A 16,776-nucleotide genomic window follows, 5' to 3' on the forward strand; every position below is an offset into this window, starting at 1 on the left:
CTAATTTCTTAAAGCGAAAGGTGGTACAATGAACGACCTCGACCAATACTATAAAGTGCTGGGACTGTTGCCGGGAGCTTCCAGAGAAGAAATTAGCCAAGCCTACAAGGATTTAGCGTTCATTTGGCACCCCGATCGCATCCCCAAAGACAATCCCAGACTACTACAGAAAGCTGAAGAAAAGATTAAGGAAATTAATCAAGCTCGCGAACAATTGCGATCGATTCAACCAAGAGGTCAGAATCAGAACGTTCAGCACAAACATACTCAGCACAAACACACCCAGCAACAAAACGCTCAGTACAGAAACACTCAGCAACAAAATACCCAGCAACAAAACGCTCAGTACAGAAACACTCAGCAACAAAATACCCAGCAACAAAGCGCTCAGTACAGAAACACTCAGCAACAAAATACTCAGCAACAAAATACTCAGCAACAAAATACTCAGTACAGAAACGCTCAGCAACAAAATACTCAGCAACAAAATACTCAGCAACAAAATACCCAGCAACAAAATACTCAGTACAGAAACAATCAGTACCAAAACACTCAGCCACAAAACACTCAGCCACAAAACACTCAGTACCAAAACACTCAGTACAGAAATAGTCAATATCCAAACACCCAGCACCAAAACACCCAGTCACCGTCGGCAAACCCAAAAGAACCCCGCTACTCTTCTGAACCCTCTTCAGGGAAATATGCTGGAAATTCGGGAAACTATGGGGGAAACCCTGCAGGGCCCTATTCGGAGGCGTCCCGCTACCAATCGCAGCCACCGCCATCTGAGTCTTACCGCCAAGCTAGGCCACAAGCGCCCGATTTGAGCGGTTCCAACTTCAAAGGAGCTTCCTTAAAAGAAAAGGATTTTTCAGGAAGAAACTTGAGCAATGCAAACCTGAGTGAAGCAGACTTAAGCGATGCTTTTCTACACAACGTCAACCTCACAGGCGCGAATTTGCACCAAGCAAACTTGTTCAGGGCCAATTTGTTAGGAGCTTGTTTGATCAATGCCAACTTGAGAGAAACCAACTTAATCGGAGCCGATTTGAGCGGTGCTGACTTGAGCGGTGCTGACTTAACAGGAGCGAAAATCGGTTACGGCGATCGAGTTATGGTCAAACTTACCCGGACTACATTAACAGGTACAATCTTACCCGACGGTACTGTTCATAGCTAAATTATTTAGTTTTTAGTCAGTGGTGGTAGACGCGGGTTTTACCCGCAATATTTGTTGCAACTCCAAATACAAAAAAATCCGCCCTTGGCGAATTTGGGATAAAAACTTATATTCTGTCCGCTAGAACAACCGCAATAAAATTGGTTCGTAGTGAGGGCATTCGTCCTCATAGTTTTATGAGGACTTGCATTCCTCGCTGCGTACCCATAATGGTTAAATTACTTGATATCGTTTCCGGTGGCATCGGAATAATAAAATTGGGTCAACAGTTAACACTCAAGCATTCAGTTTTTCGACCCCAAGTTAACAGTCAACCATCATGAGGAGTGCAACCGGAATTGATATGAAATGATATTACGCGATCGCGATCGCAAATACCGAGTTTTTTTACCGGGTTCAAGGAGTGCAACGAGGTCTTTTCGTTCATCAAACCCCATTTCTGTCTCCAACACGGCTAATCGAGATTCATATTATAGCAACCCCCAAAAGGGTTGCTGTTCTGTTTTTTCCTTCTTTCTTCTCCCTTCTTCCCTCTTCCTTCTTCCCTCTTCCTTCTTCCCTCTTCCCTCTTCCTTCTTCCCTCTTCCTTCCGTTATTATTAATTACTTCCGGCACGGCGATTGCGTAACTTTCGTCCAGCAGCCAGCATAGCGCCTCCCGCCATCAAACCGCCCACAGTCATCGGTTCGGGAACCGGCTCAGGTTGAACCGTCCCCACGGAACCGCCTTTAATAAATACACTAGAATCTAAAAAGCCATCGCCCACATCTTTAATGCGGATGCTGAGAACATTCGTCTGATTTTGCTTGAGCAAACCCTCAAAACCTAAAACTTTAGTAAAACCGTCGAGCTTAACGATGTTAGCAGCAATACCTGTCACACTTGGGTTGTCAATATAGTCGGGGTGATCTTTAGAGCGATTATTTGGATCGGGAACAAGATTATTAATCGTGACTGTTTTTCCGTCACTCAATTTGGCCAAATTAGTGCCGTTCAGCAGTAGTTCAAAATCGTCATTATATTGAGAACCGCCGAACTCAGGAAACTCCTCAGAAGCAAATACATATTCAAAGAACAACTTTTCAACCGTGCTATTAGCAAAAAAGCTGAGGTTTAGCTGAGCCATATCCCCCTGTTCACCCTTACGACCAAAGTCCGTGCTTAAATCGCTGTCCTGCGTCGTGAAGTTATCTTTCCGATTCTGACCAGGTATATCGGCGACTTTACCAGTGCTCAGAACAACACCTGAGGTCAAACCAAAAGGGTCATTAGTGAAAGTACCAAAAGCAGCCGAATTACCTGTAATTGAAACAGAGAAATCACTCAATCCGGCTGTATTAGTTCCCAACAAATTATTTTTTAAAGTCTCAGTGTTATTAGTTGCCCCTACCGAAAATGCCATTGCTGGCGCTGCCAACAAACTCAGAGCAGTAGTTAATGTCGCTGTTAAGGCAGCAATTTTGTGAGTAATTATCATAAATTTTCCCTGAAAGATACAGACCTGATTTTATGCCCAACTTCATTTTTACATTAGATAAGTATCAATGTCTAGGGTCTTTACAATAACTTTACACATCAGTAAATTTACCCTTAGGGTGATTATTTGTTTTGGTAATTGTTGGCAGTTAGTCAGGCAATAAACATCAGCGCAAAAATACGGATGCAAAAATAAACGTACACAGACTAATAATTTCAGGCATTACGCAGTGGAGACAAAAGAAACCAGGTTTTAATACCGTTTGCGATCGCTCAACTAACTAATGACTAATGACTAACAACTGATGAAAGATGACTCCGCCCAAAAAACGGATACCAGCCCCCAAATCCTGTCAGGAAGAGAGCAAAATTTTCGACCCTTGTTCAACCTCGCAGATTCATCTGTGGAGTAAATCTAAAATCGTTGAGTCGCCGAAGTCTCGCCCCCGTCTAAAATCTCTAATCGACTGACTGATGGCTAAAACCCCCTTGCTTCTCCTTCCCCGCGCCGATCGGCAGCCCCTTCCAACCAACCGTCTGCAGTCAGGACGATCGCATTGGCATTGCCCCAGCCGTCACCTTCGACAATCTGGTGTCCCCGCCGCCGCAAGTCCGAAAGCGTCGCAGCCTCAAAACCTCCCCGTTCCACCATCAGCCGATCCGGTCGCCACTGGTGGTGTATCCGAGGTGCAGACACAGCATCGCCGACATTCATGTCGTAAACCAACACATTCAGCACTATTTGCAACACCGTAGTAATAATCGTGCTGCCTCCGGGAGATCCCGCTGCGAGGCGAAATTTGCCATTTTCTGTCACGATGACCGGCGTCATGCTGGATAAAGGAGTTTTCCCCGGGGCGATCGAATTTGCCTCCCCGCCCACCAAACCAAACAAATTCGGCACTCCCGGCGCCGCTGCAAAATCATCCATCTCGTTGTTGAGCAAAATTCCCGTACCCGCGGTCACGACTCCAGCCCCAAAACCGCCATTCACCGTAAATGTCAAGGATACCACATTGCGCTCTTTGTCAACTACCGTCAGGTGGGTAGTTTCGGGAGACTCCCACAGGAGACGGTTCAAAGTTTCAGCGTCAACAGCCTTTACCTCGCTAGAGGGTGTGGCTTTTGACATTTGGATTTGCGATCGTCTCAATTTGCCATAATTGGTGCTAGTCAGAGCTTTGACCGGTACACTCACAAAATCCGGGTCGCCCAAATACTCAGCCCGGTCAGCATAAGCAATCCTCATGCTCTCCGCCAGTAAATGTAGCGTATCTGGACTTTGCCTTCCCAAACTCTTGAGATCGGTATCTCCCAGAATATTTAAGATTTGCAACAAATGAACGCCACCGGAAGAAGGAGGCGACATGGCGCAAATTTCGTAAGTGCGAAAGTTGCCACAAACCGGATTCCGCCAAATCGGCGTATAGTTTTTCAAATCTTCGAGAGTGATAATGCCGCCGTTTTTAGCCATATCCGCAGCGATCGCCCGCGCAATGTCCCCGGTATAAAAACTTTGCGGATTTTGTGCAATCTGCCGCAATGTCCGCGCCAAATCCCGCTGCACCAAAAGCTCACCCGGCTTGTATAAAATGCCACCGCGAGTAAACACCTCCCGCGCCGCCCGGTTTTTTTTGAGCACATCCTGTCGTCGCCCGGTAGCCGTGGTAAACCGCGAACTTACCGGAAAGCCTTTTTCAGCCAGGGCGATCGCCGGCGCCACCACCGTAGCCCAAGGTAACTTACCATACTCGCGGTGCACCGTGTAAAGTCCAGCAACAGTGCCCGGAATACCCGCCGCCAAATGCCCGTCCAGACTTGCCCTTTGGCGCACCTTGCCTTGCTTGTCGAGGTACATATCCCGCGCCGCCCGTTTCGGCGCTCGTTCCCGGAAATCCAGCGCTTGCACAGTCCCCGTTTCCGCCCGCCGCAGCAGCAAAAAACCCCCGCCACCGATACCCGCCGAAAAAGGCTCCACCACCGAAATCGCCAAAGCCGTAGCAGCCGCCGCATCCACTGCATTGCCTCCCTGTTGCAGCACGGCCAGCCCCGCAGCGCTCGCCAGAGGGTGAGCCGAAACTGCCATCCCCTGTTTGCTGCGCTGCTGCTGCAAGGTTGGCTGTAGCTGCTGCTGGCAGCCACCCAACACAAAGACTGTGAGGCAACAAGTATAAATTTGCACTTTGCTCAAGAAATTGGGCAACATTTTTTACGGGTGAGGCGACGATTTTTTATAGTATACTTTTAGAAGCATCTTCCCTAAAACCTAGCGGTACTGAGTTCAACCGCAAATAAATTACCTGTTATGGCAGATGGGGAAACGATGTGACCCTGGGAACCTCTCGCGGTACAAGACGAAGAGAGAAAAGAGGGACACCTTATGGCAATTGAATAATTAAACAAGTTGAAAAAAGCATCTTTTTTGAAAAGCTACTGATTTTAAAAAAGCTGATAACCGCAGAAAAACCGCATTGGTGATTTATGGTATGAAATGCTAAAGAGGCAAATTAGAGAAACCAATATTCACAAAAATTTTGAATTTTCCAATTATTTTTTCCTCGCCTGATTAAGCATCGCCAGTAAATGAAACCTCAACAATAATTAACTCAAACTTTTAGGTTATTGCTGTGGGAATGCCACACATAGCAGACTTAGCAGATCAGTTTTTTGGCAGTTGTTCGACTGGTGAGTTAATCAATAAAACAGGTTGGTAGAGAGGAATTTGACCTCACTTGCACGCCTCTGGCGCCGGACAAAAAATTTTACGATCGCCGATTAACTGGAATCGATCTGAGTCAGAAAGTAGGTTTTTTAGTAGATATCTAGTTCTCAAACCAATAATTTTGGGTGAGCCCGAGTTTTTCTGGGTAAGTTCTATTAAACTGAGATGTTGCACCATTCTCGCTTAACAGGCTTTCCGGCCTGTTCCACAATAAAATTCATCTCTTGTGGAACAGGCATCTTGCCTGTTCCTAAACAAGTAATTGACGACCAAACCCTAAATGCCTCGCAGCCGAGGCCTGTGTCAGAAAAATTGCCGCCTAAATAGTCTGCACTCCGTCTTTATAACGGCTTTCCCCCCTTATGGTAGATAACACTGAGGTTCGTAAGCCTGTTATATTGGCAGTATCTAGGCAAGTTTCCCGACTACAGGTACTTGCACGTAAAGGAGTTAGAGTGTCTGCTGAGAGACTATACTTCGGCGAACAACTACCAAACCAAACCTTAATGCAAGTTATGAACAGCCAAAAAGTCAGTGTAATCATTCCTGCATTCAATGCTGCCGACACTCTGGCCGAGACAGTTGCCTCCGTACTCAAGGGCACCCACAAAAACCTAGAAATTTTAATTGTTGATGACTGCTCTACTGATGCTACTGACAAAGTTGCTGCTAAGCTGGTCGAGCAAGATTGGAGAATTCAATACTTCAGGAATCCCCAAAATTACGGGGTTTCTAAGTCGAGAAATTTAATGATATATCGCGCCACAGGCGAGTATGTAGCGTTTATCGACAGCGACGATACCTGGGAGCCCAATAAGTTAGAAGTTTGCTTGAAGATGCTCGCAGACAATCCCGAAGTCAAAGCTGTGGCTCACGCTTTGCGATATTTAGACAAGCACGGAAAGAAGTTGAGTTATATTCCCACCTATCCTACAACTAAAGCAGAAATGCAGGCGATTAAGGAGACAGGCGAAAGTCCTTGGGTTTTCCCGTCTTCTGTGGTAGTCGATCGCTCTATTCTACTCCAAGAAGGCGGCTTTGCAGAAGATTGGCAGGTAGGAGAAGATACAGAGTTATTTACCAAACTTGCTCAAAAGTACGGCTTGCTAGCAGCGACAGAACCTTTGGGAAATTATCGAATTAGAGGGAACTCTCTCACAGATAAGCACTGGCTGAAAAAGCGCATTGCTTCTGATTGTGTCAAGGAAAACCAATTGCGGCGCTTGCGGGGAGAAAAAGAGTTATCACTCCAGGAGTACGAACAGTTATGTTTTAAGAATTTGCCGCTTTTGCAAAGGCTTAACAAATTTCGAGAAGTTTTGGCACTGCACTACATGAGAAAGCTGGGACAAAGTTGGTTAAATCGGGAGGTTTTGCCTACTATTGTTTACGGCGTCGCTACCACAGTGCTTAATCCTCAAGCTACTGTCAACAAGTGGAAATGGATGAAGACTCACGAAAAGTTGAGTCATCAAACGGCAGAAGGTATTGGTCATTCGCCACCATTAAACCCCCAGCGATCGCCTGAAGTCGGGGGGCTGTCCTAAAGATGCTCATATTTGTATGCAGGTTTTAGTGAAGAAATTAGGTGAGGCCAATCAAGCCGAATCGAAGCAGATCGCGCCTTGACTCGTTTATAGACGCTCTGGGGCTTTTGAGGCGTATTTCAGTAAAAAACATATTTGATTGCAGTTTGGCGATGGGACACGATATCAAAATCTTTGAAAGTCGCGATCGGATGTCAGCTTGATTTATTCGGCCGCCAACTTCAACCCTATAGAGGGCGCAAATAGGAGCGTGTACCTGCCGTGCTATTTGCTGAGAAAACAGTTACACTAAATAATGTATAAGTAAACAGCAAAGTTTTTTGAAGTAAAAAAGGGGTTTGCTACCCCTTGTTGAGGCAGAAAGTAAAAGCAAAAACTTACAAAAAATTCTGCCTTATACCTTCAGAGGACGATCGTCTTTTTACTTTCAACTTAATTGAATTTATGGACTGGCAAGAAGTTTCTGGCAACTGGGTATTAATTCCTTCTAAACCGATCGCGATCGTACATTTTCTCGGCGGTGCATTTGTGGCGACAGCACCGCAACTCACCTATCGCTGGCTGTTAGAAGCTTTGGGGAATCAAGGATATGTTGTAGTAGCAACGCCGTTTGTCAATACTTTGGATCATATTGCGATCGCCCGCGAAGTCCTCAACAAATTTGAAAATGCCCTCGATCGCCTGCGCGCCACTAAATTGCTCAAATCTTCCTATCTCCCCATCTACGGCATGGGACACAGCATGGGATGCAAACTCCACCTCTTGATCGGTTCTGTGTTTGACATAGAAAGGGCAGGCAATATTCTGATTTCTTTCAACAATTATGCGGCATCAGAAGCAATCCCGATCGTCGAGCAAATTTCCCCCGTCTTTAACGTCGAGTTTACCCCTTCCCCGCAAGAGACTAATCGCCTCGTCCAAGATAGCTATCAAATTCGGCGCAATCTTTTAGTTAAATTTAACGGCGACAACATCGACCAAACCCTGCTGTTGACCAAACTGCTAAAAGCACGATTTCCCGACATGATTACAGTTAAGACTCTAGCAGGCAACCATCAAACGCCCTTGGGTCAAGATGTTAGCTGGCCTGTAGGTCAAATTTTTACACCTTTCGATGCGATCGGGCAATGGGTCAAACAAGAAGTGTATCGCGAATTAAATCAATTAAAACAGACAATTTTGCTGTGGCTTAATCCTCTGTCCAAGGATTTTAAATCTTAAAGTTCAGATTTTAGCTTGGTGACATTAAATTTAGGAATTACCCATAAACTCTATCTGTAGTGCTTAGGTTTTACCTGGTCGCTACCAATAGTGTTGAAAAGCCGTTTGCCTAAGTCCTAAAACTGCCAAGGGATGTCTAAGCTATGTACTCATAGCGGCGATGCTCCTACTTTTCCGACTTTAAAGATCCGACTTTTCCGACTAGACTTTAGCCTGAGTGATGAGTTAATATAGCGATAGGTGCATCCGACGCTAGGTAAATTACCGCCTAAATTAATTGCAAGTTGTTTGTCCACCTCTTATTAACTTCATGAGTCGATATTAAAATGAATAAGAATGATGAAAAAAACCGTTTTACCAAACGCAATATTGTTCGCTCCGAACAAATCCATGGATTAGGTTTTCAAAGTCCAGATGGTATTGGATTCACTCAACTTTTATTAGATAATTATTTCGATTTTACTAAGCTGGTTAATACACACAAGATTGCCAACAGATCCTGAAATTACGCGATCACAAGATGCTCAACGCTAAAAGCTGTCGCGCATCAAATTTTTCAACCAGATCTAGCCTACAACAGGGTTTTCGATGCCAAATTATCCAGTGATTGAGAAATTGAAGATGCTCAAAAAAACAACACAATTAAAAAATATGCTGTTATCCAAAAATCTAGAATTTTTGGTAGAAAGTCATAATGGCATTAGTGCAAAAATTGCTGAAGAAGCAGGTTTTAAAGGAATTTGGGCTAGTGGTCTGAGCATATCTGGTCAGCTTGGTGTGCGTGACAATAACGAAGCTAGTTGGACTCAAGTGCTAGAAGTTATTGAGTTTATGTCTGATGGCACTTCAATTCCCATTCTTTTAGATGGAGACACTGGCTACGGTAACTTTAACAATGTACAACGGTTGATAAAAAAGTTGGAGCAACGTAATATTGCTGGGGTTTGTCTTGAAGACAAACTATTTCCTAAAACCAACAGTTTTATCAAGGGAGACGCACAACCTTTAGCTGATATTGAAGAATTTTCCGGCAAAATCAAAGCCGCAAAAGATGCTCAAAATGATGATGACTTTGTAGTGATAGCCCGGGTGGAAGCCTTTATTGCAGGTTGGACTTTATCAGAAGCTATAAAACGGGCTGAAGCTTATTATCAAGCCGGGGCTGATGGGATTTTGATACACAGTGCCCTGAGAATACCAGACGAAATTTTAGCATTCAAGCGTGAGTGGGGCGATCGCTGTCCAGTAGTGATTGTACCTACTAAATATTACAGCACTCCCACTGAAATATTTAGAGATAATGGTTTCTCTATTGTCATCTGGGCCAATCACCTGTTTCGCTCTGCTGTGACAGCCATGCAACAGGTGACTAAGACGCTAATGAAGGAACAAAACTTGCTCAACATTGAAGATTCCATCGTTTCTGTTTCGGAAATTTTCCGTCTTCAAGGAGCAACTGAACTTTTAGAATCTGAGAAACGCTATCTTCCGAAAAACCCTAAAGGTGTCGGTGCCCTCATCCTCGCTGCTTCAAGAGGTATTCAATTGGGTAAACTGACCGAAGAACGACCCAAATGTATGTTAGATATGCAAGGTCATACTTTGCTTTCAAGGATTGTTGATACATATCGGACTGTAGGCATTAAGGACATCACCGTAGTTCGGGGTTACAAAAAAGATGTGGTGGATCTACCTAACCTGCATTATGTAGACAACGATAATTATGGTTCTAGCGGTGAACTCGTTTCGCTGCACTTGGGTTTGAAGAATATCGCTGATGATAATCACGACCTGATTGTAGGTTATGGTGATGTTCTGTTCAAAAAATATATTTTACAAATGCTGTTGGACTCAGAAGAGGATTTTGTAGTAGTTGTAGATTCAGAAAAGAAAAGTTCCAGCAATAATCTCGTCCGGAAAAATTACGCCGATTGTTCGCTGCCTTACTCAAAGGATGCCTTCTATACCAAAGTTTATCTTCAGCAGATCGATCGGGATTTAACGGAAAATCAAAGGTCGGGAATGTGGACCGGCTTACTAAAAGTGTCCGAGCGAGCCAAACCTATTTTATTGGACGTATTAAATACGCTGCTCTTGCAACCCGAAATTCAACAGCGGGGCAGAATGCTAATTCTCATTAATGAGTTGATCCGACGTGGTTATCGAGTAGAAGTGCTTTATATCTCAGGGCATTGGCTGAATGTTGACCAGATCCAAGATATGCTCAAAGCGGAGGTGTTTTAAATGATTCAAGCGGAAAGCTTTATTCGAGTGGCGAAAGACAAAGGATTTGATTTTTACACAGGGGTTCCCTGTTCCTATCTCACATCTTTTATCAACTATGTTATTGATTCTCCCGATCTTCAATATGTAGGAGCGGCTAACGAAGGAGAGGCTGTCGCGATCGCCTCTGGGGCAGAACTAGCGGGGATGCGTAGTGTTGTGATGTTTCAAAATTCGGGTTTCGGCAATGCAGTCAATCCCTTAACTTCGTTGAATCAAATCTTTAAAATTCCCATCCTGATAATTGTTACATGGCGGGGGCAACCAGATGGAGCGCCTGACGAACCGCAACACCAGCTTATGGGCGCAATTACTCCCCAATTGCTGGAACTAATGCAGATTCCTTGGGAATATTTTCCCACACAAACCGCAGACATTGAGCCAACTATCAGTCGTGCGGTGGCACACATGACACAGCATCAGAGTCCCTATGCTTTGGTGATGAAAAAAGGTTCGGTGGAATCTTGCGATTTAAACTCATTATTAACTGTTAAACCTCCGTCTATCACTCCAGAGATTCCCTCTATCTCTGAGAAAATGAGGTTTACCCGTAATGAGATGCTTCAAGCCATCCAAGCAGGTAGTCATCCCCAAGATATTGTACTAGCAACCACAGGTTATACGGGGCGGGAACTTTATGCAATTGAAGACCGGGAAAATCAATTTTATCAGGTTGGTTCTATGGGGTGTATTTCCAGTCTGGGATTGGGTATTGCCCTTGCTCAACCAAAAAAGCAGGTAATAGTCATTGATGGAGACGGTGCTGCTTTAATGCGCCTGAGTGCTTTAACAACTATCGGTTATGAACGTCCTGCCAACTTGCTACATATCTTACTAGATAATCAAAGGCATGAATCAACGGGTGGACAATCCACTGTGTCGCACTCAATTGATTTTTGCAGGATTGCTACGGCTTGTGGTTACGAAAAAGTAATAGTTGCTACAACTCCTGAAGAAGTTAAATCTTTGTTGGCATCCCCCTTAGAAAAATTAACTTTCTTGTATGTGAAGATCAAGCCCGGGATTCCCGAAAAATTGCCCCGTCCTAAAATTACTCCCCCAGAAGTGGCTCAACGTTTACGAAAATTAATCCAGGTGGCACAATGAAGCGAACAATTTTACTGAATCCAGGTCCCATTACCCTGACAGAAAGGGTGCGTCAGGCACTACTTCGAGAAGATTTATGTCATCGAGAACCGGAGTTTGCTGAACTGACACTGGATATTAAAAAACGTTTAGCCAGTGTTTATCCTGAAGCCACGACTGATTATGAAGCAATTATGCTCACTGGATCGGGAACTTGTGCTGTAGAAGCTATGCTTTCGACTTTGATACCTCAGAATGGTAAAGCCTTAGTTGTGAGCAACGGGGTTTATGGAGAACGAATAGTTTCAATGGTAACGACTCATGGGAAAGCAGTAGAGGTTGTTTCCTCTCAATGGCATGAGCCAATGAATCTAATAGAAGTAGAGAAGCATCTTGAGCAAGATTCAGGTATTACTCATGTAATTGCTGTACACCATGAAACTACTACAGGTCGGTTGAATGATGTAGCAAAACTAGGTCAACTCTGTAAAAGTAAAAATGTTGCGCTATTGCTTGATTCTGTCTCTAGTTTTGGGGCAGAAAAAATTGAGTTTGCAGATTGGAACTTAGAAGCCTGTGCAGCTACAGCCAATAAATGCCTACATGGGGTTCCAGGAATATGCTTTGTTTTGGTAAAGAAATCTGTTTTTGAGTCCCGTCCTTCTGCTGCTGAAACTTTGTATTTAGACCTTGATCGCTATCATCAAGAGCAGTTACAGGGTTACTCACCTTTCACCCAAGCGGTACAGATTGTTTACGCTCTACAGGAATCCCTGAAGGAAATGGAAGATCTGGGCGGTTGGATGGCAAGACATCAACAGTATTCCCATCTTTCCCAACAAATTCGCCAATGTTTAAGAGAATTAGGTATTTCAACCTTATTGGATGAGCCGGATTATTCTTGTGTGCTAACTTCTTTTAATTTACCGTTAGGCTATAGTTACGAAAAAATTCACGACAGTTTGAAGAAATCTGGTTTCATTATTTATGCAGGTCAAGGGAGATTAAAAAAAGACATTTTTCGGATCGCAAATATGGGTGATATTCAACTTGATGATGCGAAACGTCTTCGGAATTGTCTACAAAGTTTGTTTCGCTAATATTGCGTATTTAATTTGGGGAGATAGCTTATGTTTTTTGTCCAAATACCAATTAGTATATGTCTTTTCTTGCCATTGCGCTTGTCCTTTTGTCTGCCACGATTCACGCAACTTGGAATCTGTTAGCACATTCCCAAAAGTTAAGTGGGACATTACTTTTGCGGTTTCATTGGCTGACTGGCTTAGTTGGATTGATACCAATTCTGCTGGGAGAGTTGAAGGGGAATCCCTTGCCTCCGGCAGCTTGGGGATTGGTTGTTCTGACTGGATTATTACAATCCTTCTATTTTCTGGGTTTGATGATGGGCTACCGTAATGGCAATTTCAGTATTGTTTATCCGGTAGCTCGCGCCTTACCGATACTTTTCCTCGCCTTCTTTGATGTTGCCAGAGGGCAGTTTCCTTCACCGGTTGGCTGGCTGGGTATTATTCTGGTGCTTATTGGTTGCATACTCATACCATTAAAATCTTTGCGAACAATCAAATTAGCTGACTACTGGAATAAATCTACCATTTGGATTCTAATGATTATGTTTGCTACTGTAGGCTATACAGCAGTGGACAAGTTAGCATCTGAAATTTTAACGCCTGGGGCTGAAGCCTCCGCCCGTTACGCTTTTTTACAAGCTATTTTCACTGTGCCATTTCTGTGGATTGTCCTGAAATTGATCGAAGAACCGATGGATAAAGAGACAGGATTAGCTTCTTGGAAATGGTCAGCCTTATTTGCCTTTTTTGTTTTTATCTCTTACTGGTTAATGTTGTGGGCATTCCAACTTAGTCCTTACATTAGCTATTTATCAGCACTACGCCAGTTTAGTCTAGTGATTGGTGTTTTATTTGCGGGTCTATTTTTAAAGGAAAAAGTACCTCCGTTACGGATTGGTGCGGCGGCGGTGATCGTTTTGGGTATGTTCTGCATTAGTCAAGCCTCCTAATTTTGATAAGATGCTGATGATCGCATTTCTAAACAACGCACAGTATAGTCATTTCAAATAGGTATGAGACTATTTAAAAATGAGGTAAAATAAATAAAAATAGTGAAGCAGCTAGGAAAATGTCTTACAGTATTGATTTGAGAAAAAGAGTAGTAGATTATGTAGAAAATGGCGGTCGTATCGCTCAAGCTGCTGGACTTTTTCAGGTAGGAAGGGCAACGATATATGGGTTGCGGGGTCGGACAGACCTTAGAGCCACCAAGGTAAAAAGGCGTAAGAAAAAACTAAATTAGAAAGCCTTAGAAAAGGATGTAAAAGAGAATCCAGATGCTAGATTAATCGACAGAGCCAAGAAGTTTGGGGTAAGACCAAGTGCCATATTTTATGCTCTTAAAGAAATGAAAATTACTCGAAAAAAAAAAGAACTTCGTTACCAGGAGAGAAACCGAGAAGAAAGAATGAAATACTACAGATATCTCCGAGACTTGATTAAAGTATGGGGCAGTCAAAGTCTGGTTTTTATTGATGAGTCAGGATTTGAAGAGTTTCAAGATTGTGCATTAGGCTGGTCAAAAAGAGGCAAAAAAATCTGGGGTGAAAAGTCAGGAAAACGGGGGAAAAGAGAAAATCTAGTAGCCGGAAGACGGAAAGGAAAAAAGGACTTAATTGCCCCAAGGGTTTTTACGGGCAGCCTCAATGCAGAAGGTTTTGAAGGGTGGTTATCTTTATATTTATTACCCTCTCTGACCAAGCCATCTATATTAATCATGAATAATGCACCGATTCATCGAAAAACAGCCATTCGAGAACTGGTAGAGGAAACGGATCATCAAGTTCTTTTTCTCCCAAAATATTCTCGCCTACCTGAACGATATTGAACACGATTTTAGTGCGTTAAAGCGAGCCAGAATGTATGCTCCTCCTGGCACATCTTTAGATGAACTCATCTGTGCCTACTCCGCTCAATAGTGTCTCTTTTTTATTTGAAATGACTATAATTATGATTACCCACCGCATTGCTCATGCCTTGCGTGCAGATAAGATGTTTGTGCTGGAAAATGGCAGTATTTTGGCATCTGGTAGCCATAGGGATTTACTCCTACAAAAAAGAACCCCTACCACACTTTGGCAACAAGTTAATGGGGGAAATACGGATGCTATGGGAATTGCCAGTATCTAGGGCGGTGCAGTCAAATCAAAATATAATAAACTGCTACGCAGCTTAAGAGTCACCCAGGGTTCTGAGGGAAGGGTTGAGGGTAGCCCCTCAACCCTTACCCGCTAAAAATATTAGTGTTATTTTCGATCGTCGATACAGGGCGAATAATTTTTGACGATCGACAAACAGTTCCGTCCATCAGCCGTTCTCTCGTAACTAATACGGTCTGCGATGTCTTTAATCAATTTTAGACCCCGCCCCCCCGGAGAGTTAATATCGACTTTTTCCGAAATATCTTTGATTTTTTGCTCTAAATCAAACGGATCGCCCGAGTCCCAAATTTTAATCTCTAAAGATTCAGCGAACACCGCCACCTGAATGTCAACACGCAAATCCGGTGGTTTGCCCTTGTGGGCGTGACGCACCGCATTCGTAAAGCCCTCAGCCAAAGCTAACTGACACCGTATCCACACACTTGTAGGAATTCGCGAGTCGTACAATTGTCCAAACCACGACAAAACCCAGCTTAATCCATTCAGACCTGTATTGACTTGAAGATCCGCTTTTTTTAGCATCGGCAACTTTTCGGAACCCTTTAATTCAATCACGCTCACCACAGAAGTTCTTCATCGGCCGGTGGGCAAAATACAACGAGACAAAATACAGCCAGGTAAAATACAACGAGACAAAGTATAACGACGGCAAAATTGAATGGTAGTTTGAGGATACTAGCTTTGGTGGGCCGTGGATCAATGTCTAATCCACTAATCGGTGAGTCACTGTACCATAAATAACACTTCCATGTCAACCAGCGCCTGTGGCAAATAAAAGTCTATAAAAATTTATATTCTGAGTATAAACTGAGTGAAGTTCGATCGCGCCAAATTTCTATCAAATTTTAACGTAAATTGAACTCAACGACCCGCCCTCAAAAGCAATTACCTCGAAAGCGATGCCAATAAACTATACTCAATCTCAGACAAGGGCGCTGACAGGATATATTTTAAATGACCCCCAGACCTTGAAAAACTTGTAGTACCTAAGTGCCCATGTTTCAAATTCTGGTTATTGACGATGATACGGCTGTTCAAGAACTGCTGAGAAGAACCCTGAAAAAACAGGGTTACGAAGTAACAGTAGCAAGCAATGGCGAAGACGGTGTAGTCCAGGCGCAAAAATTGCGTCCGGCCCTGATAATTTGCGATTGGATCATGCCGCGCTTGACCGGCATCGATGTCTGCCGTCGAGTTAAGGCAGATCCGGATCTGTCAACTACACAATTCTTTTTGTTGACTTCTTTGGGTTCGATCGCCGATCGAGTCAAAGGGCTCGACGCCGGTGCCGACGATTTTATCTCCAAGCCGATCGAACTCAACGAATTACAGGCGAGAGTACGCGCCGGATTGCGGCTGCACCAACTCAGCCGAGATTTGAAAATTGCCAAGCAAAGTCTGGAAGCAGAGTTAGCCGAGGCAGCCGAGTACGTGCAATCGCTGCTGCCAGATCCGATGACGGAACCTTTCAGCATTGAGGCGAAATTCATTCCCTCCCGGCAGTTGGGGGGAGATTGCTTCGACTACAACTGGCTAGATGCTGATTATTTGGCGATTTACTTACTCGACGTAGCCGGTCACGGTTTGCGGGCGGCGCTGCCTTCGGTGGCCGTGCTGAATTTGCTGCGATCGCGCACGCTCCCCAACATAGACTACTACAAACCCAGCGACGTTTTGCGCGCCCTGAACACCACCTTCCAGATGAGCTACCAAAATGACAAGTATTTCACCATCTGGTATGGCGTTTACAACCGCATTTCTCGCCAGCTAGTTTATGCTAGCGCCGGCCATCCACCGGCCGTGTTGATTTCCCAGTCCCCTGCGAGCACGGCTAAAATCCAGCGATTAACCCTCTTCTATCACTCTCGGCACAAAATAATTTGGGATGCTTATAGCATAAGACTTTTATCAAAAATCTTGATTTCCGCCATTCTGTTAGAAAATAAACGCTCAAATCCACGCTCTATCGACAGTTAAGGTTTGGCTCTCACTTTTATTTTCCCAGAGT

General features: G+C 44.0%; 14 protein-coding genes and 1 pseudogene. 11 read left to right on the forward strand and 4 right to left on the reverse strand.

The genetic code is table 11. The features are described 5' to 3' along the window. Positions 1-28 precede the first annotated feature (28 nt). Positions 29-1,183 (forward strand): pentapeptide repeat-containing protein, encoded by a 1,155-nt coding sequence (locus tag D0A37_RS07260; RefSeq protein ID WP_242722829.1) that lies wholly within the window; start codon positions 29-31, stop codon positions 1,181-1,183. A 465-nt stretch (positions 1,184-1,648) separates the two neighbouring features. Here the strand turns inward: D0A37_RS07260 and D0A37_RS07265 are convergent, their stop codons facing one another. The 3 genes from D0A37_RS07265 to ggt form a co-directional block, all read right to left on the reverse strand. Beyond that, positions 1,649-1,798, reverse strand: coding sequence for a hypothetical protein (locus tag D0A37_RS07265; RefSeq protein ID WP_242722832.1), 150 nt, complete (start codon positions 1,796-1,798; stop codon positions 1,649-1,651). Beyond that, positions 1,782-2,660 (reverse strand): choice-of-anchor L family PEP-CTERM protein, encoded by an 879-nt coding sequence (locus D0A37_RS07270; RefSeq protein ID WP_242722836.1) that lies wholly within the window; start codon positions 2,658-2,660, stop codon positions 1,782-1,784. Before D0A37_RS07270 ends, D0A37_RS07265 begins: the two co-directional genes overlap by 17 nt. Positions 2,661-3,137: 477 nt before the next feature. After that, positions 3,138-4,865: a gamma-glutamyltransferase gene (gene ggt, locus D0A37_RS07275; protein ID WP_242722839.1), complete on the reverse strand. Its 1,728-nt coding sequence runs from the start codon at positions 4,863-4,865 to the stop codon at positions 3,138-3,140. A 681-nt stretch (positions 4,866-5,546) separates the two neighbouring features. Here ggt and D0A37_RS07280 point away from each other — a divergent pair. From D0A37_RS07280 to D0A37_RS07320, 9 genes and pseudogenes are all read left to right on the forward strand, one after another. Continuing rightward, the gene (locus D0A37_RS07280) at positions 5,547-5,708 is read left to right on the forward strand and encodes a hypothetical protein (RefSeq protein WP_242722842.1); all 162 of its coding nucleotides are present in this window, start codon (positions 5,547-5,549) and stop codon (positions 5,706-5,708) included. Positions 5,709-5,836: 128 nt separating this feature from the next. Continuing rightward, positions 5,837-6,928 carry a glycosyltransferase gene (locus D0A37_RS07285; RefSeq protein ID WP_242722845.1) on the forward strand — a complete coding sequence of 364 codons (1,092 nt, stop codon included), beginning with the start codon at positions 5,837-5,839 and terminating at the stop codon, positions 6,926-6,928. Between the two features lie 444 nt (positions 6,929-7,372). Then, positions 7,373-8,149: a DUF1350 family protein gene (locus D0A37_RS07290; RefSeq protein WP_242722848.1), complete on the forward strand. Its 777-nt coding sequence runs from the start codon at positions 7,373-7,375 to the stop codon at positions 8,147-8,149. 588 nt (positions 8,150-8,737) lie between these two features. Next, positions 8,738-10,393, forward strand: coding sequence for a phosphoenolpyruvate mutase (gene aepX, locus D0A37_RS07295; RefSeq protein WP_242722851.1), 1,656 nt, complete (start codon positions 8,738-8,740; stop codon positions 10,391-10,393). Next, positions 10,394-11,539 (forward strand): phosphonopyruvate decarboxylase, encoded by a 1,146-nt coding sequence (gene aepY / locus D0A37_RS07300; protein WP_242722853.1) that lies wholly within the window; start codon positions 10,394-10,396, stop codon positions 11,537-11,539. Then, the gene (locus tag D0A37_RS07305) at positions 11,536-12,618 is read left to right on the forward strand and encodes a 2-aminoethylphosphonate aminotransferase (RefSeq protein ID WP_242722855.1); all 1,083 of its coding nucleotides are present in this window, start codon (positions 11,536-11,538) and stop codon (positions 12,616-12,618) included. Before aepY ends, D0A37_RS07305 begins: the two co-directional genes overlap by 4 nt. A gap of 59 nt (positions 12,619-12,677) precedes the next feature. Further along, positions 12,678-13,556 carry an EamA family transporter gene (locus D0A37_RS07310; protein WP_242722857.1) on the forward strand — a complete coding sequence of 293 codons (879 nt, stop codon included), beginning with the start codon at positions 12,678-12,680 and terminating at the stop codon, positions 13,554-13,556. A 119-nt stretch (positions 13,557-13,675) separates the two neighbouring features. Beyond that, positions 13,676-14,525, forward strand: a pseudogene (locus D0A37_RS07315) (IS630 transposase-related protein). Positions 14,526-14,544: 19 nt separating this feature from the next. Continuing rightward, positions 14,545-14,736 (forward strand): hypothetical protein, encoded by a 192-nt coding sequence (locus D0A37_RS07320; protein WP_242722858.1) that lies wholly within the window; start codon positions 14,545-14,547, stop codon positions 14,734-14,736. Positions 14,737-14,852: 116 nt separating this feature from the next. Here the strand turns inward: D0A37_RS07320 and D0A37_RS07325 are convergent, their stop codons facing one another. Further along, positions 14,853-15,332 carry an ATP-binding protein gene (locus D0A37_RS07325; RefSeq protein ID WP_242722860.1) on the reverse strand — a complete coding sequence of 160 codons (480 nt, stop codon included), beginning with the start codon at positions 15,330-15,332 and terminating at the stop codon, positions 14,853-14,855. A gap of 432 nt (positions 15,333-15,764) precedes the next feature. Here D0A37_RS07325 and D0A37_RS07330 point away from each other — a divergent pair, with 432 nt between their 5' ends. Further along, on the forward strand, positions 15,765-16,745 hold the full coding sequence (locus D0A37_RS07330; protein ID WP_242722862.1) for a response regulator: 981 nt from the start codon (positions 15,765-15,767) through the stop codon (positions 16,743-16,745). The last annotated feature ends 31 nt before the right edge of the window (positions 16,746-16,776 follow it).

The organism is Microcoleus vaginatus HSN003 (genome assembly GCF_022701255.1).
Classification (GTDB): Bacteria; Cyanobacteriota; Cyanobacteriia; order Cyanobacteriales; family Microcoleaceae; genus Microcoleus; species Microcoleus vaginatus_B.

Coding starts and splice junctions, on each gene's coding strand:
- D0A37_RS07330 (WP_242722862.1), top strand. CDS start 15,765: ATGTTTCAAATTCTGGTTATTGACGATGATACGGCTGTTCAAGAACTG.
- ggt (WP_242722839.1), bottom strand. CDS start 4,865: ATGTTGCCCAATTTCTTGAGCAAAGTGCAAATTTATACTTGTTGCCTC.
- D0A37_RS07280 (WP_242722842.1), top strand. CDS start 5,547: ATGTTGCACCATTCTCGCTTAACAGGCTTTCCGGCCTGTTCCACAATA.
- D0A37_RS07270 (WP_242722836.1), bottom strand. CDS start 2,660: ATGATAATTACTCACAAAATTGCTGCCTTAACAGCGACATTAACTACT.
- aepY (WP_242722853.1), top strand. CDS start 10,394: ATGATTCAAGCGGAAAGCTTTATTCGAGTGGCGAAAGACAAAGGATTT.
- D0A37_RS07320 (WP_242722858.1), top strand. CDS start 14,545: ATGACTATAATTATGATTACCCACCGCATTGCTCATGCCTTGCGTGCA.
- D0A37_RS07310 (WP_242722857.1), top strand. CDS start 12,678: ATGTCTTTTCTTGCCATTGCGCTTGTCCTTTTGTCTGCCACGATTCAC.
- D0A37_RS07290 (WP_242722848.1), top strand. CDS start 7,373: ATGGACTGGCAAGAAGTTTCTGGCAACTGGGTATTAATTCCTTCTAAA.
- D0A37_RS07305 (WP_242722855.1), top strand. CDS start 11,536: ATGAAGCGAACAATTTTACTGAATCCAGGTCCCATTACCCTGACAGAA.
- aepX (WP_242722851.1), top strand. CDS start 8,738: ATGCCAAATTATCCAGTGATTGAGAAATTGAAGATGCTCAAAAAAACA.
- D0A37_RS07260 (WP_242722829.1), top strand. CDS start 29: ATGAACGACCTCGACCAATACTATAAAGTGCTGGGACTGTTGCCGGGA.